The organism is Ciceribacter sp. T2.26MG-112.2, assembly GCF_900492205.1.
Classification (GTDB): domain Bacteria; phylum Pseudomonadota; class Alphaproteobacteria; order Rhizobiales; family Rhizobiaceae; genus Allorhizobium; species Allorhizobium naphthalenivorans_A.
This window is the reverse complement of record NZ_UEYQ01000009.1, coordinates 1-16,788: the sequence shown is the minus strand read 5'-3', so window position 1 is coordinate 16,788 and position 16,788 is coordinate 1. Positions and strand designations below refer to the sequence as shown.

The 16,788-nt window shown below is 63.3% G+C and carries 18 protein-coding genes and 1 pseudogene; 12 read left to right on the top strand and 7 right to left on the bottom strand.

What is annotated here, in order from left to right:
* Nucleotides 1–125 precede the first annotated feature (125 nt).
* Nucleotides 126–1,283 carry a PA0069 family radical SAM protein gene (locus DYZ14_RS14330; protein WP_154721307.1) on the bottom strand — a complete coding sequence of 386 codons (1,158 nt, stop codon included), beginning with the start codon at nucleotides 1,281–1,283 and terminating at the stop codon, nucleotides 126–128.
* Nucleotides 1,284–1,413: 130 nt separating this feature from the next.
* Between DYZ14_RS14330 and DYZ14_RS14325 the strand changes: the two genes are divergently transcribed.
* Nucleotides 1,414–1,935 (top strand): glycosyl transferase, encoded by a 522-nt coding sequence (locus tag DYZ14_RS14325; protein ID WP_154721306.1) that lies wholly within the window; start codon nucleotides 1,414–1,416, stop codon nucleotides 1,933–1,935.
* 72 nt (nucleotides 1,936–2,007) lie between these two features.
* Here DYZ14_RS14325 and DYZ14_RS14320 read toward each other — a convergent pair whose 3' ends face one another.
* The 3 genes and pseudogenes from DYZ14_RS14320 to DYZ14_RS14310 all read right to left on the bottom strand — a co-directional run bounded on the left by DYZ14_RS14320 (nucleotide 2,008) and on the right by DYZ14_RS14310 (nucleotide 6,053).
* Nucleotides 2,008–2,898, bottom strand: coding sequence for a 4-(cytidine 5'-diphospho)-2-C-methyl-D-erythritol kinase (locus DYZ14_RS14320; RefSeq protein ID WP_154721305.1), 891 nt, complete (start codon nucleotides 2,896–2,898; stop codon nucleotides 2,008–2,010).
* Nucleotides 2,899–3,110: 212 nt separating this feature from the next.
* A pseudogene (locus DYZ14_RS14315) lies at nucleotides 3,111–4,913 on the bottom strand (tetratricopeptide repeat protein); the annotation flags it as partial.
* 123 nt (nucleotides 4,914–5,036) lie between these two features.
* Nucleotides 5,037–6,053, bottom strand: a complete 1,017-nt coding sequence (locus DYZ14_RS14310) for a polyprenyl synthetase family protein (RefSeq protein ID WP_154721303.1) — start codon at nucleotides 6,051–6,053, stop codon at nucleotides 5,037–5,039.
* Between the two features lie 107 nt (nucleotides 6,054–6,160).
* On the opposite strand from DYZ14_RS14310, the gene DYZ14_RS14305 reads away from it, so the two are divergent.
* On the top strand, nucleotides 6,161–6,391 hold the full coding sequence (locus DYZ14_RS14305) for a putative signal transducing protein (protein ID WP_115671493.1): 231 nt from the start codon (nucleotides 6,161–6,163) through the stop codon (nucleotides 6,389–6,391).
* A gap of 3 nt (nucleotides 6,392–6,394) precedes the next feature.
* Entirely contained in the window at nucleotides 6,395–7,180 is a 786-nt protein-coding gene (locus tag DYZ14_RS14300) for a tRNA1(Val) (adenine(37)-N6)-methyltransferase (protein WP_232365551.1), read from the top strand.
* A 19-nt stretch (nucleotides 7,181–7,199) separates the two neighbouring features.
* Here DYZ14_RS14300 and DYZ14_RS14295 read toward each other — a convergent pair whose 3' ends face one another.
* Nucleotides 7,200–8,546, bottom strand: coding sequence for an Nramp family divalent metal transporter (locus tag DYZ14_RS14295; protein WP_154721302.1), 1,347 nt, complete (start codon nucleotides 8,544–8,546; stop codon nucleotides 7,200–7,202).
* 176 nt (nucleotides 8,547–8,722) lie between these two features.
* Here DYZ14_RS14295 and DYZ14_RS14290 point away from each other — a divergent pair, with 176 nt between their 5' ends.
* The 4 genes from DYZ14_RS14290 to DYZ14_RS14275 all read left to right on the top strand — a co-directional run bounded on the left by DYZ14_RS14290 (nucleotide 8,723) and on the right by DYZ14_RS14275 (nucleotide 10,493).
* On the top strand, nucleotides 8,723–9,589 hold the full coding sequence (locus tag DYZ14_RS14290; protein WP_154721301.1) for a S49 family peptidase: 867 nt from the start codon (nucleotides 8,723–8,725) through the stop codon (nucleotides 9,587–9,589).
* Nucleotides 9,590–9,603: 14 nt separating this feature from the next.
* A complete protein-coding gene (locus DYZ14_RS14285; protein ID WP_154721300.1) occupies nucleotides 9,604–9,798 on the top strand; it encodes a hypothetical protein in 195 nt (64 codons plus the stop codon).
* Nucleotides 9,799–9,861: 63 nt separating this feature from the next.
* Nucleotides 9,862–10,098, top strand: coding sequence for an AbrB/MazE/SpoVT family DNA-binding domain-containing protein (locus DYZ14_RS14280; protein WP_154721299.1), 237 nt, complete (start codon nucleotides 9,862–9,864; stop codon nucleotides 10,096–10,098).
* Nucleotides 10,095–10,493, top strand: a complete 399-nt coding sequence (locus tag DYZ14_RS14275) for a PIN domain-containing protein (RefSeq protein WP_154721298.1) — start codon at nucleotides 10,095–10,097, stop codon at nucleotides 10,491–10,493. Before DYZ14_RS14280 ends, DYZ14_RS14275 begins: the two co-directional genes overlap by 4 nt.
* 29 nt (nucleotides 10,494–10,522) lie before the next feature.
* Here DYZ14_RS14275 and DYZ14_RS14270 read toward each other — a convergent pair whose 3' ends face one another.
* Nucleotides 10,523–10,756, bottom strand: coding sequence for a hypothetical protein (locus tag DYZ14_RS14270; protein ID WP_210209294.1), 234 nt, complete (start codon nucleotides 10,754–10,756; stop codon nucleotides 10,523–10,525).
* A gap of 84 nt (nucleotides 10,757–10,840) precedes the next feature.
* Nucleotides 10,841–11,116: a hypothetical protein gene (locus DYZ14_RS14265; protein ID WP_154721297.1), complete on the bottom strand. Its 276-nt coding sequence runs from the start codon at nucleotides 11,114–11,116 to the stop codon at nucleotides 10,841–10,843.
* A gap of 181 nt (nucleotides 11,117–11,297) precedes the next feature.
* Here DYZ14_RS14265 and DYZ14_RS14260 point away from each other — a divergent pair, with 181 nt between their 5' ends.
* The 5 genes from DYZ14_RS14260 to DYZ14_RS14240 all read left to right on the top strand — a co-directional run.
* A complete protein-coding gene (locus DYZ14_RS14260; RefSeq protein ID WP_115671590.1) occupies nucleotides 11,298–12,230 on the top strand; it encodes a glycine--tRNA ligase subunit alpha in 933 nt (310 codons plus the stop codon).
* Nucleotides 12,227–12,964, top strand: coding sequence for a DUF4328 domain-containing protein (locus DYZ14_RS14255; protein ID WP_154721296.1), 738 nt, complete (start codon nucleotides 12,227–12,229; stop codon nucleotides 12,962–12,964). The genes DYZ14_RS14260 and DYZ14_RS14255 overlap by 4 nt, the downstream gene beginning before the upstream one ends.
* 68 nt (nucleotides 12,965–13,032) lie before the next feature.
* Nucleotides 13,033–13,584 carry a LemA family protein gene (locus DYZ14_RS14250; protein WP_154721295.1) on the top strand — a complete coding sequence of 184 codons (552 nt, stop codon included), beginning with the start codon at nucleotides 13,033–13,035 and terminating at the stop codon, nucleotides 13,582–13,584.
* 34 nt (nucleotides 13,585–13,618) lie between these two features.
* Nucleotides 13,619–14,875: a 3-phosphoshikimate 1-carboxyvinyltransferase gene (locus DYZ14_RS14245; protein WP_154721294.1), complete on the top strand. Its 1,257-nt coding sequence runs from the start codon at nucleotides 13,619–13,621 to the stop codon at nucleotides 14,873–14,875.
* A 5-nt stretch (nucleotides 14,876–14,880) separates the two neighbouring features.
* On the top strand, nucleotides 14,881–16,788 hold a 1,908-nt coding region (locus tag DYZ14_RS14240; RefSeq protein WP_154721293.1), incomplete at its 3' end, for a DUF2207 domain-containing protein.

The window sequence follows — 16,788 nt, the reverse complement described above, 5'->3', positions numbered from 1 at the left end:
GGCGGACCGCACCGGAAAAGGCGAGGGGGCGGCCAAGCGCCCCATAAGGCGCGAGCGAGAAACAAGCCCGCCCGCAAAAAATCACCGATCGGAAGGGCGCGCCCGCCGCCGCATCCCGATGGCTGTCACAGCAGCGACAACTGCACGCCGCTGCCGTCCGGCGGCACGAACAGGTCGTCGCGCAGATGCATGCCGCGGCGAACCATGCCGAGGCGTTTGGTCGTCATCTCGAAGCGCCGGCTGATCTGCCAGGCATAGGGACCGGCGCCCTTCATTCGCTTGCCGAATTCGGCGTCATAGTCCTTGCCGCCACGCATCGAGCGCACCAGCGACATGACGTGGCGATAGCGGTCCGGATAATGCTGCAGCAGCCAATCGCGAAACAGCGGGCTCACTTCCAGCGGCAGGCGCAGCAGCACGTAACCCGCCTCGTTGGCCCCTGCCGCCTTGGCCGAATCCAGGATGCGCTCGATTTCATGGTCGTTGAGCGCCGGAATGACCGGAGCCACCAGAACGCCGGTCGGCACCCCGGCGCCCGAAAGCGCCCTGATCGCCTCCAGCCGCCTGGATGGGGTCGAGGCGCGCGGCTCCATGCTGCGGGCGAGCTTGCGGTCGAGCGTGGTGACCGAGATCGCCACCTTGGCCAGGCCGCGCGATGCCATCGAGGACAGGATGTCGAGGTCCCGCAGGATCAGCGCCGACTTGGTGACAATCGCCACAGGATGATTGGCCTTATTCAAAACCTCGAGGATCTGCCGCATGATGCGCCATTCCCGCTCGATCGGCTGGTAGGGGTCGGTATTGGTGCCGATGGCGATGGTGCGCGGCTTGTAGCCCGGCTTGGCGAGCTCCCGTTCCAGAAGCTTCGGCGCATCCGGCTTGGCGAACAGTTTGGCCTCGAAGTCGAGACCGGCGGACAGCCCCATATAGCTGTGGGTCGGCCGCGCGAAGCAATAGATGCAGCCGTGCTCGCAGCCGCGATAGGGATTGATCGAGCGGTCGAACGGAATGTCGGGCGAGTCGTTGCGGGTGATGACGCTGCGTGGCCGCTCGACCTGCACTTCGGTGCGGAAGGGCGGCATGTCCTCCAGGCTTTCCCATCCGTCGTCGAAGGCGACGCGCTCATGCGGCTCGAAACGGCCGGACGGGTTCATCCCCGCACCGCGTCCGCGCCGCCGGTCGACCTCGATCCGCAGACCCGAGGCGGCAACCACTGCATCGGCAATATCGGCCGTATTGGCAGGCTGGAAGGCAGCCTGCGCCACAAGGGACAGCTCGTTCATGTTTGCTCCTCGCGGGGTGGATATCCCCGGTTCGATGATTAAATTCCTACCGCGGAAAAGAGAACAATGCAAGAACAAAATGCAGAAGGAGCCGGTGGCAATCGTTTGTGCAATGCGATAAAGATGAGCAATGTTGACAGTGATGATGGAATGCAGGGATCAGGAGCCGGAGCTTGCCCAGACGCTCTCAGTCCTGGTGGCCGGCGCGGTGGAGGGCCTGGTGAGCGACGTGGTCGTACTCGATCACGGTTCGTCGGATGGCTCTTCGCGTGTCGCGGACGCGGCCGGCTGCCGCTTCTATACGCGATGGGACATCAGGGATGTGCTGGGCGCGGCGCGCGGCGACTGGCTGCTCTTGGTCGAGCCCGGGGCACGGCCGCTCAGCGGCTGGATCGACGCGATCGGGGAATATGTCAGCATCCACACGTCGGCGGCCCGCCTTTCCCCGTCGCGCGGCCACAGGCGGCCCTTCCTTCAACGGATCGGCAGATCCAGGCCGCCGCTGGAGGACGGCCTGCTGCTTCCCAAGCGCCAGGCCATTGCTTTGGCAAAGCAGGGCATGCGCCTGGACCAGTTGGTGCCGGGGATAAAGCCGCGACGGCTCTCCTGCGAGATCGTGCCGGCCTGGGTCGCACGGCAAGGCCGGCATTGACGCTGCAAGGCATCGCAACTGCGCTCATCGCCGCAACGCTTGCCGAGCGGTGAGTCCGCCTGTCGTCGCCGTTCAGCCGCCTTGGGTTTCGCTCGCCTGGACATACCAGTCGGGGCGCCGCCGGGCGAGTTCGCCAGCCGCAGCGCCGGCCGCTTCTACATCATCGAAAATGCCGAAGCAGGTGGCGCCCGATCCGGACATCCGCACCAGTCGGGCGCCGACATCGTGCAACTGGCCGGAAATTTCCGCGATTTCAGGCAGCAGCGCGCGGGCCGGAGGCTCCAGATCGTTGCGCAGCCCGGACAGGAAGGCGAGCCACTCAGCCGGCTCGGCGGAACGCGGCAGCGTTCCGATCGGAGGATGATCCTTGTGCGTCAGGCGGCGGAATATCTCCGGGGTCGATACCGCCTTCAGCGGATTGGCGAGCACTAGGGCAAAGCGCGGCATGGTGTCCAGCCTGTCGATCTGCTCGCCGATGCCGCGCGCCCTGAGCGGCCGGCTTTCCAGGCACATCGGCACGTCGGCCCCGAGCTTCAGCCCGGTCGTGGAAAGCACGTCTGAAGAGAGCGTGCCTCCCCAGAGCCGCAGGAGACCGCGAAGGGTCGCCGCCGCGTCGGCCGATCCGCCGCCGATCCCCGAAGCGACGGGCAGGTTCTTTTCAAGCATGATGGCAACCGGTCCGGCTGACTGGCCCTCGGCCGCGAGCGCTTCCCGCAGCAGGTCGCGGGCCTTCAGGACGAGATTGCCGTCCTTGCCCTCGGCTTCGGCCGAAAGCAGCGGGCCGAAGCGGCCGCCAAGGTTGAACGAATCGCGTTCCGCTGCTGAAAAAGTCAGCCGGTCACCATGGCCGGCAAAGGCGACGATGCTGTCGAGCAGATGGTATCCATCGGCCCGCTGCCCGGTGACGTGCAGCGCCAGATTGATCTTCGCCGGCGCCGCCTCGATCATCGTCTCGCCCGACATGGCGTTCAGTCGCCCGCCGTCGGCATCTTCAACTGCTGGCCGGGAAAGATCCGGTCGGGATTGCGCTTCAGGCTCGGATTGGCATTGATCAGGTCGATGAAGCGCTGGCCGTCGCCGAAAGCCTCCGTGGCGATGTTCCACAGCGAATCGCCGGACTTGACGGTATAGCTGTCGCCTTCGGCGGCCGCGGCGGTCGTTCCCTTTTCCGCGTCGGTCATCACAGGCGGCTTGGCCGCCTCTCCGCCCTTTGCGGCGACTTCCGGCGCCGTCTCCGGCAGGCCATCCTTGAGCTTTGCTTCGATCTTCGGGATTTCCGCCAGGTCCGGCTTGGAAATCAGCGCCCGCTTCCACTGGTAGGTGGCTTCCAGCTTGCGCCCGACGCGCCAATAGGCGTCGCCCAGATGGTCGTTGATGGTCGCATCTCCGGCCCTGAGCTCGATCGCCCGTTCCAGTTCCCGCACCGCTTCGTCGAACCGGCCGAGGCGATAATAGGCCCAGCCGAGCGAATCGACGATGTAGCCGTCGTCCGGGCGAAGCTCGACCGCCTTGCGGATCATGTCGAGGCCTTCCTCCAGATTGCGGTTCATATCGACCCAGGAATAGCCGAGATAGTTGAGAACCTGCGGCTGGTCCGGATTGAGCTCCAGCGCCTTGCGGAAATTCGGCTCCGCCTGGTCCCATTTCTTCAGCCGCTCATAGGCGATGCCGCGCTGGAAGAAGATAGACCAATAGCCCTTGGCCGGGTTCGGGCCGATGATTTCGACGGCCTTGTCGTAGTTCTCCGCCATGGCGGGATAGTCCTTGGCATCCGACAGGACGCTGCCGAAGGCGAGATAGCTGCGAATGTCGGACGGATCGGAATCGATCAGCGACTTCAGATGCTGGCGTGCCTCATCGACCTTGCCCGTCTGAGCCAGCGTAAGACCCAGCTGCAACTCGGAAAGACGGCGCATCGGCGAAGTGGGCGGCACCTGGCTGTAGAACTGGATGGCACGCTCCGTCTGCTTGGCATTTTCGGCAATGCCGCCGAGCAGGATCAGCGTGTCGGCGCTGGTCGGGTCGAGCGCGCGGGCCAGTTGCAGATAGAGCATGACCGTGTCTTCCGCGCCATCGCGGTTGAGCGCGCCGCCGATCGAGAACAGCACGCCGGCAGCGCCTTGGGCAGCCGTTGGCGCCAGCAATTCCGGTTTTTCCCCGGCATCGACCCGTTCGCGCAGCGCCTTGAACGGCGCGAAATTGGAGATCATTTCGTCGCCGAGCGAAATCGCGTCGAGCGCCTTCTGCTTGTTGCCCTCGCGGGCCTCGAGCGTGGCGAGCGAAATGACGGCGCGGGTAAAGGTATCGGGTGCCGTGGCTGCCCCGGACTTGTCGGTCAGGGCGTCGGTGAAATTGCGTCGGGCCGCATCGGCGTCGCCGATCATCGCAGCGATGGCGCCGGCATTGTAGTTCTGGAAAATCCCGTACCAGTCCGGACCCTCGAGCCCCTCGACCAGGGTCAGCGCTTCCTTGCCCTGACCGGCGCCAGCCTTGGTCCAGGCGACGAGAAGCTGGTTCATCAGCCGGTCAAGGTCGTTTGGCCCACTGTAGTTGAGGATCTTCTCTGCTCCGGCGAAATCGCCCTTGCGCATCGCTTCCAGAGCGCGGGCGACAGCAGTGACACGTTCGACAGCTTCGTCGCTCTTCAGCTCCTCGGCCAGAGCCACGCCTTCGTCGAAATCGCCGTTCATGAACAGCGCGATCATCAGCCGTTCCTGGATGTCGAGTTCATTGGGCGAGTAGGACAGCGCCTTCTTGTAGAGCGCGATGGCATTCTCGTAGTCGCGGTCGGCATCGGCCGTGCGTGCGGCCAGCAAGGCTCCGGAAAAACTGTCTACGCTTTCGACGTCGAAGCTCTCGACTTGCGCGGGCTTCGCCTCATCGGCGGTCTGGGCATGAACGAGGCTGGTGGGAAGAACGCCAACTAGGAAGGCGAGCGCCGTACCGGCGAGCAGACGGATGGCAAGTCTTTGCCGCATGAAAGAGCCTTTCAAGAATCGATGACCAGCCGCCACGGGCTGTTGATACCCCAGAATGCGGGAATGTAACCTGCACAGAATGGCTTTTTTGAAGCAGCCTCGCAAGGAGACACCCCGCCCGTCTCAGTTGACGCGGGCGATGCAGAAGTCGATGACATCCATCAGCGCCGACTTCCATTCCGTCTCCGGCAGGGGTGCCAGTGCGTCGCGAGCAATCGTGCCGTAATGCAGGGCGCGGGCGATCGTATCGTTGAGCGCCCCGTATTTGGTGATCAGGCCGAGCGCCTTTTCCAGCCGCGCATCGTCGTTCTGTCCCTTCTCGATCGCATCGCGCCAGAATTCACGCTCTTCCTTCGTGCCGCGCCGATAGGCGAGGATGACGGGAAGGGTGATCTTGCCTTCGCGAAAATCGTCGCCGACATTCTTGCCCAGATCGGCCGCCTTGCCGCCGTAGTCGAGCGCATCGTCGACCAGCTGGAAGGCAAGGCCAAGGTTCATGCCGTAGGATTTCAGCGCATTTCGGCCGGCCTTGTCGGCGCCGGCGATAATCGGCCCGACTTCGGCCGCGGCGGCAAACAGCGCTGCCGTCTTGGCGCGGATCACCGAAAGATAGTCGTCCTCGGTCGTCTCCATGTTCTTGGCGACCGAAAGCTGCAGCACTTCGCCCTCCGCGATCACCGAGGCGGCGGCCGAGAGCACGTCGAGCGCTTCCAGCGATCCGACCTCGACCATCATGCGGAAGGCCTGGCCGAGCAGGAAGTCACCGACCAGAACGCTCGCCTGGTTGCCCCAGATCATCCGGGCGGTCGACTTGCCGCGCCGAAGATCGCTCTCGTCGACCACGTCGTCGTGCAGCAGGGTCGCGGTGTGCATGAACTCGACGCTGGTCGCCAGTTTCACGTCGCCTTCGCCGCGATAGTCGAACAGCGCCGCAGACGCGAGCGTCAGCATCGGGCGAAGCCGCTTGCCGCCGGACGAGATCAGGTGATTGGCCACTTCCGGGATCATCTGCACGTCGGAGCCGGCCTTCGAAAGGATGAGCTGGTTGACCCTTTCCATGCCCGGCTTGGTCAGGTCCACCAGAGGCTGGATGGATGCCTGTTTGTTTTTGCTTTCCTCAAGCGGTATGACTACGCCCAACGCACCGGACTCCTATTGCATTCTCGGCGCGACAATAAAAAGCGGTCGCATGATGGGCAAGCCCGAATCGGCCGCCTAGGCCTTTTTAGCGAGGGTTTTGAGGCGCAATGCACGAGATTATCCGCACCAACGATGCCGTTCTCCTGTCCTTTGCCCAAAGCCTGATGAAAGACGCCGGGATTTCCTGCATGATCGCCGATCAGGCGATGAGCATTCTCGAAGGCTCGCTCGGCATGCTGCCGCGCCGCCTGCTGGTCGAAAGTGACCGGGCGGAGGAGGCGCGCCGCATCCTCACCGACGCGGGCCTGGGCGACGAACTGCGCGATATCGAGGACTGATCCGTGCCCGCCGCCGATCCCGCCATTGAAACCGTCGACGCCTTTCACCGTGGTCGCTTCCACCTGGTCCAGCCCAAGGGCAGGGGGCATCGCGCAGGCATGGATGCCATGTTGCTGGCCTCGCTGGTCGACGCCACGGGCCGCGTCAGTGTCGCAGATCTCGGCGCCGGCGCCGGCGCCGCCGGCCTGGCGGTTGCCGCCCGGCTGGAAAAGGCGGAAGTCACCCTGGTCGAGCGCTCGCCCGAGATGATCGCCTATGCGGCCAAAAGCCTGGCGCTTCAAGAAAATGCAGCACTTGCGCGGCGCGTGTCCCTTGTCGAGGCGGACGTCACATTGACGGGCCGGGCCCGCGTCGCCGCCGGCCTTGCCGATGATGTGTTCGACCATGTGATCATGAATCCGCCCTTCAACGATGCCGGTGATCGCAGGACCCCGGATGCGCTGAAGGCCGAGGCCCATGCAATGACCGAAGGACTGTTCGACAGCTGGATCCGCACGGCCGGCGCCATCATGGTGCCGGGTGGGCAATTGTCGCTCATCGCCCGTCCGCAATCGATCGGAGAGATCATCGATGCCTGCGGCCGCCGCTTTGGCGGGCTCGAGATGACGCCGGTTTATCCCCGGTCGGGCGAGAATGCGGTGCGCATCCTTGTGACGGCGATCAAGGGCTCGCGCGCAAGGCTCAACCTCCGTTCCCCGCTGCTGATGCACGACGATCCGGAAAGCCACAAGTTTTCGGCCTTCGTCGATGATCTGAATAACGGCCGCCTTGCCTATCGACGGAAGTAACTTGGCGCGACTTTGTGCCTCATGCGGTGATGAAGTCGATGACGAGTTTCATGTTGAGCAGGATGATGACGACGGCGATCAAAGTGGCCAGGCCGGACAGCCAGCGAGGCGAGACCAGTACGCCCATCTTTGCGCGGCTGGCGGTCATCGTCACCAGGGGGATGACGGCGAAGGGCAGTTGAAGGCTGAGAACGACCTGGCTGAGAATCAGCAACTCGGCGGTCCCTCTCTCACCAAACCAGATCGTGACGATGGCGGCTGGAATGATGGCAAGCCCGCGCGTGATGAGCCGCCGGATCCACGGACTGACCCGCAGGTTGACGAAGCCTTCCATGACGATCTGCCCCGCCAGCGTCGCCGTCGCCGTCGAATTCAGGCCGCTGCATAGGAGTGCCACGCCGAACAGTATCGGCGCCACCGTGCTGCCGAGCAAAGGCGAAAGCAGCGCATGCGCATCGCCGAGCTCGGCGACACTCTGATGGCCGCGTCCATGGAAGGCAGCGGCGGCGAGGATGAGGATCGAGGCGTTGACCAGAAAAGCGAAGAACAAGGCCAGGGTGGAATCGAAGGTCGCGAAGGTGAGCGCCTCGCGCTTGGCCTTGACGCTGGAGTGAATCTGCCGGGTCTGGACGATGCCCGAATGAAGGTAGAGATTGTGGGGCATGACCGTCGCACCGATGATGCCTATAGCGATATAGAGCATTTCGGGGTCCAGGAAGATCTGGGTTGACGGCAGGAAGCCTGTAGCGACGCCGCCCCAGTCGGGATCTGCGAGCATAAGCTGGATGGCAAAGCTTGCCGCGATGATGACGGTCAGCGTGATCACGAAGGCCTCGACCCATCTGAAACCAAGGCGCTGCAACAAGAGGATTATGAAAACATCCGCCGCCGTGATGAGGACGCCGATCTCCAGCGGTATGCCAAAGATCAACTGTATGCCGATCGCGGTACCGATCACTTCGGCGATGTCGGTGGCGACGATGGCGATCTCCGCCAGCAGCCAGAGAACTATGCTGACCGGTCTTGGATAGGCATCGCGGCAGGCCTGCGCGAGGTCTCGTCCCGAGGCGATCGCAAGCCGTGCGGCCAGGGACTGCAGGAGAATGGCCATGACGCTTGAGATCAGGATGGTGACCAGAAGGGCGTAGCCGAAACGCGAGCCGCCGGCGAGCGAGGTGGCCCAATTGCCAGGATCCATGTAGCCGACGGCGACAAGATAGCCCGGCCCCAGGAAGGCGATTGCGCGGCGCCAGTAGGGGCTGCTGGTCTTGGCCGATATTGACGCATGCACGTCCGACAGGCTCGGCTCCCCGCGCTCGCTGGTCCAGCCGGGAAGGTTCTTGTCTTCGTCCTGCGCGTCAATCATGGTCCGGCTTGCTGCTCTGGTTTTTTAATGCGAATAATTCGCAAGAAGGCTATGCTCTATTGCGCCGCAGCGCAAGGGCTTGAGGCCGCTACCGCACGCAGATCTGCGTCAGGCCATTGTGTTTGCGCGCGCAATACATACATCAGCGTTCCAGGAAGATGCAGCAGGAGATGTGAATGGCCGGTGTTCTCAAGCGTTTGGTACCGAAGCGGTTCCGCAATGACGGGCTGGTGATCCCGGTCGTGCGCCTGCACGGCGCGATCATGAGCGGCGGCAGCCGTTTCAAGCAGCAACTCAACCTGGCAAGCGTCGCACCGGCACTGGAGAAGGCATTTTCAAAGAAGGGCAGCCCCGCCGTCGTGTTGTCGATTAATTCGCCCGGCGGCTCCCCGGTACAGTCGCGGATGATTTTCGACCGCATCCGGGCGCTGGCCGAGGAAAAGAACAAGCGCGTTCTGGTCTTCGTCGAGGATGTCGCGGCTTCCGGCGGTTACATGATCGCCTTGGCGGGAGACGAAATCTTCGCCGATGCCACCTCGATCGTCGGCTCGATCGGCGTCGTCTCCGGCGGCTTCGGCTTCCCAGAACTCTTGAAGAAGATCGGCGTCGAGCGCCGCGTCTATACCGCCGGCGAAAACAAGGTGATCCTTGATCCGTTCCAGCCGGAGAAGGAAAGCGACATCGACTATCTGAAGTCGCTGCAGGTCGAGATCCATGAGATCTTCATCGACATGGTGAAGTCCCGTCGCGGCAGCGCGCTGGCCGACCATGCGGACATTTTTTCCGGCCTGTTCTGGACCGGCCGGCGCGGCCTCGAACTCGGCCTCGTCGACAGTCTCGGCGACATGCGCGCGGAGATCAAGAAGCGCTATGGCGGGGATGCCAAGCTGGAACTGGTCTCGGGCGCCAAGGATTTCTTCGGACGCAAGCTGCCCGGCGTCGGCGCAAAAGGCGCCGGCATGGAGCAGATGGCGGCAGCCGCCGTGTCGGGGCTTGCCGAGACGCTGGAAGAAAAGGCATTGTGGAGCCGTTACGGGCTCTGACAGCGTGAGGAAACATGTCGCGGATCATCTTTTTCGTCATTCTGATCGGCGGCGCCTATTTCCTCTATCGCCGCTTCGTGTCCGATGCCGAGAAGCTTCAGGCGAAATCGAAGGCTGCCGAGAGGGAGCGCCAAACCGGCGCCATGGGCACGCTGGTCAAGGACGAGGTGACCGGAGAGTATCGGGTGAAGCGCGAGGAGGAGGAGTGAGGATCTCGTTGTCCGCCAGGCCGCAATGATATACATTGTTGCGGGTTTATCCTGGAGGTCCTGATGCAGGTCGCTAAATGGGGTAACAGCCTCGCCATCCGCATACCGTCGGCAGTGGCCGAAGCTCTCGATCTAAAGGCCGGCGATGAGATCAATGTTCGTGTGAGCGATGACAGGACATTCGACATCGAACGCGATGACAGCCGTGAGCAGGCGCTCGCGCGCATCCGCGGTTCGAAGATCAAACTGCCTGCCGACTGGAAATTTGATCGGGAGGCGGCCAACGAGCGACGGAAATGAAGCCGCCGCTCCTCGACACGAACATCCTGATCTACGCCTTCACCGACGACCCGCGCGCGGTGAAAGCGCAGGAATGTCTCGCGAAGCCGTTCATTCTGTCGACGCAAGCACTGAACGAGTTCAGCAATGTTGCCCTCCGCAAGCTCGGAATGACCGTCGCCGATGTGCGTTCGGCGATCAGTGATATCTGCCTCCTCGCGGAGGAGGTGCTTTCTCTGGACCGCGACACGCACGGCCTCGCACTGGATATCGTTGAACGATATAGTCTCTCTCTCTATGACAGTCTCATGCTGGCAGCGGCCTGTCGGGCCGGTTGCGACATTTTCCTCACTGAGGACATGCAACATGGCTTGACCATCGATCGAGGTCCGCAGATCGTCAATCCGTTCGTCTGAGAAGGCCAAAGCAGGAGCGAGCGCGGCTCCTAATTCCGCTCCGCCACGCGGCTTGACCAGTCGGCTCCGCCATAGGTGATCGCAATGATCAGCACGGTTCGGTGATCGTCGTCGACGGTGAAGCAGATGACGCCCTTGCCCGCGGGCGGGGATGGCGCGCAGATTTGGACGAATGTCGCGGCGCAAAGTGCCGATGTGGGGAAAATCTTCGAACTGTCTGGTCGCTTGTCTGAACTCGGCCATCTTGCTTCGAGATACGTCATATCCAGCATAATCGCCGACCAGACGTGTAATCTCCATCAGGTCGCGTCGCACAAGAGGGTGACGATCGACCTTGTAACGCACAGCTAACCCTTGGCGAGCTTTGTTTGAATATAGGCTTCGATATCGTCGAACATCGTATCGCCCTCCATCGAAATCCACTGGTCGCGCGGCAGTTCCATCCGGCGGTTGATCTCGTCAGCCATCGCGGAAACTGGATCCTGTTCGCTCTCGGCGGCCCTCATCTGCTCGAGGCCCGCCTCGATCACACTGGAGATCGACGGATACTGTCCTTCCGCCACCAGCTTTGCAGCGTAGCGCAAATGGTCTTCCGAAAGGGCGATCGTGGTCTTGATGGTCATGGGGCTCTCCCGCAGCGAGAACAAAAATAGCATTTGTCCTTGCTGCAAACAATGTCGCGGCAAGAGCGCATCCGTCACGCATGACTTGACCGTCCGCCCCCGGCATGGCACCAGACGGACCATCCTCGAAGACAAGTTCCGGACGACAGATCCCATGACCGAGACCAGCCTCGCCCCGCATATGGACCCCAAGCGCTCGTTCCAGGCCCTGATCCTGACGCTGCACAACTATTGGGCCGACAAGGGCTGCGCCGTTCTCCAGCCCTATGACATGGAAGTGGGCGCCGGTACCTTCCACCCGGCGACCACGCTGCGCGCGCTCGGCCCCAAGCCGTGGAAGGCCGCCTATGTCCAGCCGTCCCGCCGCCCGTCCGATGGCCGCTACGGCGAAAACCCGAACCGTCTTCAGCATTACTACCAGTATCAGGTCATCCTGAAGCCGAACCCGTCGAACCTGCAGGAGCTCTATCTCGGCTCGCTCGCCGCGATCGGCCTCGACCCGCTACTGCACGATATCCGCTTCGTCGAGGACGATTGGGAAAGCCCGACGCTGGGCGCCTGGGGCCTTGGCTGGGAGTGCTGGTGCGACGGCATGGAAGTCTCGCAGTTCACCTACTTCCAGCAGGTTTGCGGCATCGAATGCTCGCCGGTCGCAGGCGAGCTGACCTATGGCCTCGAGCGGCTGGCCATGTATGTCCAGGGCGTCGACAACGTCTACGACCTCAACTTCAACGGTCGCGAGGGCGAGGAGAAGATCTCCTATGGCGAGGTCTTCCTGCAGGCCGAGCAGGAATATTCGCGGCACAATTTCGAATTCGCCAATACCGAAATGCTGCACCGGCATTTCATCGACGCCGAGAAGGAATGTCAGGCGCTGCTTTCGGCCGGCGCTCCTGGCGAGAACGACAACCAGCGCCTGCACAAATGCGTCTTCCCGGCCTATGACCAGTGCATCAAGGCCTCCCACGTCTTCAACCTCCTGGACGCCCGCGGCGTCATTTCCGTCACCGAGCGGCAGAGCTATATCCTGCGTGTCCGCACCCTGGCCAAGGCCTGCGGCGAAGCCTTCCTGCTGACCGATGCCGGCGGGGTGAATTTCGGCAAGGCCGCATGAGCCAAAGCCGGATCATTCCGGCGAAGTCCCTGGCCGGCGGCCTGGCATGGGCTCGCCGCGCCTGGACCGTGACGGCCTGCGCGAGCGGCGCCATGCTGGCCCTGACGGCAGGGTTCTATCTCTATCTCGCCTTCGTCAGCTATGTGGTCGAAAAGACCGGCTCCGCCTTCCGTACCGGTGCCGAGAGCCCGCTCTTCCAGATGGTGCTCGCCGTCTCGGGCCCCTTCGACCTCTGCCTGGCCCTACTCCAGCTCCTCACCATCCTGTTCTTCCTGCGCTGGATCTGGCTCTCCGTGAAGCTGGCGCGTGCCATACGGCGGGACAGTGTCCGCTATACCCCTTGGGTGGCAGTCCTGGGCTTCCTCGTACCGATCGCCAATCTGTGGGTGACGATCTTTACCCTCAAGGACATCGAGGCGTTTTCCGCCGGCCAGGAGGAGCGGCCCCCCCCGGCCTTTCCATGGTATCCGACCGGCATGGTCCTCTCCGGCGTGCTTGTCCTTGGCCTTTGGCGGATCGTCAGCGCCGCGCCGCTCGATGGCTTCTCCGATCCGGCCGCCAGCCAGAGGCTGATGCAGATCGCCGCGTTCGGCGCTATCGCCCATCTGGTCCTGCTGATGCTGACCCATGCCTATATGCACCTGGTCTTGCCCGGACAGGAACTCGCCTTGCGCGAGCTTGCCGAAGCCGAGGGGCCGACATCACCCCCCGAGGAAGGTACTGCGGCCCCATGATCCGCTGATGACTTTCCTTAAGCGAACGCCTAAGGTCCGCCTATCCTAGCATCGGCCGGAGCATTGCCATGTATATCACGCTTGCTGTTCTCGTTATCGTCGCCCTCTATGCCGTGATGGTCTACAACGGCCTGGTCAAATCCAGGCAGATGACCGAGGAAGCCTGGTCCGGCATCGATGTCCAGCTGAAGCGCCGCGCCGACCTCATCCCCAACCTCATTGAGACCGTGAAGGGCTATGCCGCCCACGAGAAATCGACCTTCGAGGAAGTGGTCGAACTGAGGAACCGCGCCCAGGCCGTGCCGGCCGGCGATGTCGCAGGCCGGGCGGCGGCGGAAGGGCTTCTCGGCCAGGCGCTCGGCAGGATCGTCGCTCTGGCAGAAGCCTATCCGGAACTCAAGGCCAACGAGAACTTCATGGAACTGCATCGTTCGCTCGATGCGATCGAAGGCGAAATCCAGATGTCGCGACGCTACTATAACGGTGCAGCGCGCGACCTGAACGTGAAGGTCGACAGCTTCCCGTCCAACCTCGTCGCCAGCCAGTTCGGTTTTTCCAAGGCCGGCTATTTCGAGATCGCCAACGACGCCGATCGTGCGGTCCCCACGGTGAAATTCTAAGCGCGGTCGCGTTCCGTCCGCTTCGAGACACAGCATGAAAACCGAAAAACTGACCATCCTTCCGCCGGGCCGTCCGCTTTCCGGGCGCGTCAGCCCGCCGGGTTCCAAATCGATCACCAATCGCGCCCTGCTTCTAGCCGGCCTGGCCAAAGGAACGAGCCGGTTGACCGGTGCGCTGAAAAGCGACGACACCCGTTATATGGCGGAGGCCCTGCGGGCCATGGGCGTGACCGTGGAAGAGCCCGACGCCACCACCTTCATCGTCACCGGCACGGGTGAACTCAAGCCCCCCGCAGCGCCGCTCTTCCTCGGCAATGCCGGAACCGCCACGCGCTTTCTCACAGCCGCGCTGGCGCTTGGTCATGGCCGTTACGTGGTGGATGGCGACGAGCATATGCGCAAGCGGCCGATCAAGCCGCTGGTCGAGGCCCTCAAATCGCTCGGCGTGACGATCGAGGCGCCGACCGGCTGCCCGCCGGTGACCATTGATGCGACGGGCGTGTTCAAGAGCAACCGGGTCGTGATCGATGCCGGCTTGTCCAGCCAATATGTTTCGGCGCTGCAGATGGCCGCAGCCTGCGGGTCGGAGCCCTTCACGATCGAGCTTGCCGGCGCCGATATCGGCGCGCGCGGCTATATCGACCTGACGCTCGCCGCCATGCGGGCCTTCGGCGCCAAGGTCTCCCAGCCGACGGCCGCCTCCTGGCAGATCGAGCCCACCGGCTACACCGCGACCGACTTCCACATCGAGCCCGACGCCTCGGCCGCCACCTATCTCTGGGGCGCCGAGGTCCTGACCGGCGGCGCGATCGACATCGGCACGCCCTCCGACCAGTTCACCCAGCCGGATGCCAAGGCCCACGACGTCATCGCCGCTTTTCCGCACATGCCGGCCGTCATCGACGGCTCGCAGATGCAGGACGCCATCCCGACGATTGCCGTGCTCGCCGCCTTCAACGAGACGCCGGTGCGCTTCGTCGGCATCGCCAATCTGCGGGTCAAGGAATGCGACCGTATCCGCGCGCTGTCGACCGGGCTCAACAATATCCGCCCCGGCCTTGCGGTCGAGGAGGGCGAAGATCTGATCGTCCATTCAGATCCCTCGCTTGCCGGCCAGAGCCTTGCCGCCGAGATCGACACGTTCGCCGATCATCGCATCGCCATGAGCTTTGCGTTGGCAGGCCTTAAGATCCACGACATCACCATTCTCGACCCCGGCTGCGTCGCCAAGACCTATCCCGGCTACTGGGATGCGCTGGCCTCGCTCGGTGTCCGGTTCAGCCAAGGATAGCCAAGATGAACAAGATGCTCGGCCTCCTGACAGCAGTCCTCGTCCTTCTTGCTGCGGCCGGGCAGGCTTCGGCTGCGGAGGTCATCCGCGACTATCACGCCGACATCGTGGTCGCGCCGGATGCGACGCTCAGCGTGACCGAAACGATCACCGTTCGCGCCGAGGGCCAGGAAATCAAGCGCGGCATCTTCCGCGACTTTCCGCTCTATGCCGAAGACGCGGAAGGTCGGCGCATCGAGGTCGATTTCGATCTCGTTTCGGTCGAGCGCGACGGCGAGCCCGAGGACTATCACACCGAGAGCATTTCAGGCGGTATTCGCATCTATGCCGGTTCCGCCGAGGTCCTGCTCGATCCGGGCGACTACACTTATACCATCACCTATAAGACCGGTCGGCAGATCCGCTATTTCGACGACCATGACGAACTCTACTGGAACGTCACCGGCAATGGCTGGCGGTTTCCGATCCTCGAAGCCTCCGCCAATGTTGTCCTGCCGAATGGCGTAAGACCGACCCAGACGGCCTACTACACCGGCTATCAGGGCTCGACGGAAACCAATGCCCGTTATCAGCAGACACCTGACGGAGCTTATTTCGAGACGACCGAGCGGCTTGGCATCGGCAACGGCTTGACCATCGTTGTCGGCCTGCCGAAGGGCGCCGTCTCTGCTCCCTCGAGCGAGCGGGCCACTTGGTGGTGGCTGCGCGACAATATCAACTCCATTTTAGGGCTGGGCGGCCTCGGCCTCGTCTTCCTCTACTACCTGCGCTCCTGGATCGCGGTCGGCCGCGACCCGGAAGCGGGCGTCATGGTGCCGCGCTGGGATGCACCCGACGGCATCTCGCCGGCGCTGGTCAACTATATCGACAACAAAGGCTTTTCCGGCGAGGGCTGGACGGCGCTGTCAGCCTCGCTGATCGATCTCGCGGTCAAGGGCTATGTCGTGCTCGACGATCTGGAACGCTCGATCACGGTCCACCGCACGGAAAAGCCGGTTAGCGGGAAGCTGCCCGCCGGGCAGGCGAGCCTGATCGCCGCGCTCGGTGAGCCAGGCGACAGTCTCACCATCGACAAGGCGAACGGCAAGCGGGTTCAGTCGGTCGGAACCAAGTTCCGCAAGGCGATCGAGAAGGAACATCGCGGCAAGTACTATCAGGCCAATACCGGCTATATTTTCGGCGGTGTCGCGCTCAGCGTCGCCTCGCTCGCCGCCCTGCTGATCTTCGGCTCGCTGACCGAAGACACGATCGGCCTGATGTTCGCCCCGATCATGATCGGCATCTTTCTCGCGATCTTCGCCGTCCGGCTCGGAAAGGGCGCGCGGCGGGGTGCGCCGCTGGTCGTACGCATCATCTCGATCATCGGCCTGGCGATCATCGGTTTCGTCGCGCTCGGCATGGCGGCCTTCACGCTTCTGGCGATCTTCATCGACTTTTCCGAGATCCATCAATTGCCGGCGCTGGTCGGCGTCGGCGGCATCGTGCTGCTCAACGGGTTGTTCTTCGTCCTGATGGGCGCACCAACCCCCACCGGCCGCAAGCTGATGGACGGCATCGAGGGCCTGCGCACCTACCTGACGCTGGCCGAGAAGGACCGGCTCAACATGCAGGGAGCGCCAAAGATGTCACCGCAGCATTTCGAGACATTGCTGCCCTATGCGGTGGCGCTCGGCGTGGAAAAACCCTGGACGCGCACCTTCGAGACCTGGCTCGCCTCGGCCGCCGCCGGAGCGGCTGCCGCAAGCTACCAGCCGGCCTGGTATCACGGCAGCCATCCCGGCGATTTCGGTGGCCGCATCGGCGGCTTCACGAGCTCCATGGCCTCGACCATCGCCTCCACCATCCCCGAGCCGCCTAAGAGCTCGTCCTCCGGCTTTTCCTCCGGCGGCGGCCGAGGCGAGCCAGGTCTCGAA

Bases quoted from the DNA above. Each gene is read 5' to 3' on its own strand.
- DYZ14_RS14330 (WP_154721307.1), bottom strand. From the start codon at position 1,283: ATGAACGAGCTGTCCCTTGTGGCGCAGGCTGCCTTCCAGCCTGCCAAT.
- DYZ14_RS14325 (WP_154721306.1), top strand. From the start codon at position 1,414: ATGTTGACAGTGATGATGGAATGCAGGGATCAGGAGCCGGAGCTTGCC.
- DYZ14_RS14320 (WP_154721305.1), bottom strand. From the start codon at position 2,898: ATGTCGGGCGAGACGATGATCGAGGCGGCGCCGGCGAAGATCAATCTG.
- DYZ14_RS14305 (WP_115671493.1), top strand. From the start codon at position 6,161: ATGCACGAGATTATCCGCACCAACGATGCCGTTCTCCTGTCCTTTGCC.
- DYZ14_RS14295 (WP_154721302.1), bottom strand. From the start codon at position 8,546: ATGATTGACGCGCAGGACGAAGACAAGAACCTTCCCGGCTGGACCAGC.
- DYZ14_RS14290 (WP_154721301.1), top strand. From the start codon at position 8,723: ATGGCCGGTGTTCTCAAGCGTTTGGTACCGAAGCGGTTCCGCAATGAC.
- DYZ14_RS14285 (WP_154721300.1), top strand. From the start codon at position 9,604: ATGTCGCGGATCATCTTTTTCGTCATTCTGATCGGCGGCGCCTATTTC.
- DYZ14_RS14280 (WP_154721299.1), top strand. From the start codon at position 9,862: ATGCAGGTCGCTAAATGGGGTAACAGCCTCGCCATCCGCATACCGTCG.
- DYZ14_RS14275 (WP_154721298.1), top strand. From the start codon at position 10,095: ATGAAGCCGCCGCTCCTCGACACGAACATCCTGATCTACGCCTTCACC.
- DYZ14_RS14270 (WP_210209294.1), bottom strand. From the start codon at position 10,756: ATGACGTATCTCGAAGCAAGATGGCCGAGTTCAGACAAGCGACCAGAC.
- DYZ14_RS14265 (WP_154721297.1), bottom strand. From the start codon at position 11,116: ATGACCATCAAGACCACGATCGCCCTTTCGGAAGACCATTTGCGCTAC.
- DYZ14_RS14260 (WP_115671590.1), top strand. From the start codon at position 11,298: ATGGACCCCAAGCGCTCGTTCCAGGCCCTGATCCTGACGCTGCACAAC.
- DYZ14_RS14255 (WP_154721296.1), top strand. From the start codon at position 12,227: ATGAGCCAAAGCCGGATCATTCCGGCGAAGTCCCTGGCCGGCGGCCTG.
- DYZ14_RS14250 (WP_154721295.1), top strand. From the start codon at position 13,033: ATGTATATCACGCTTGCTGTTCTCGTTATCGTCGCCCTCTATGCCGTG.
- DYZ14_RS14245 (WP_154721294.1), top strand. From the start codon at position 13,619: ATGAAAACCGAAAAACTGACCATCCTTCCGCCGGGCCGTCCGCTTTCC.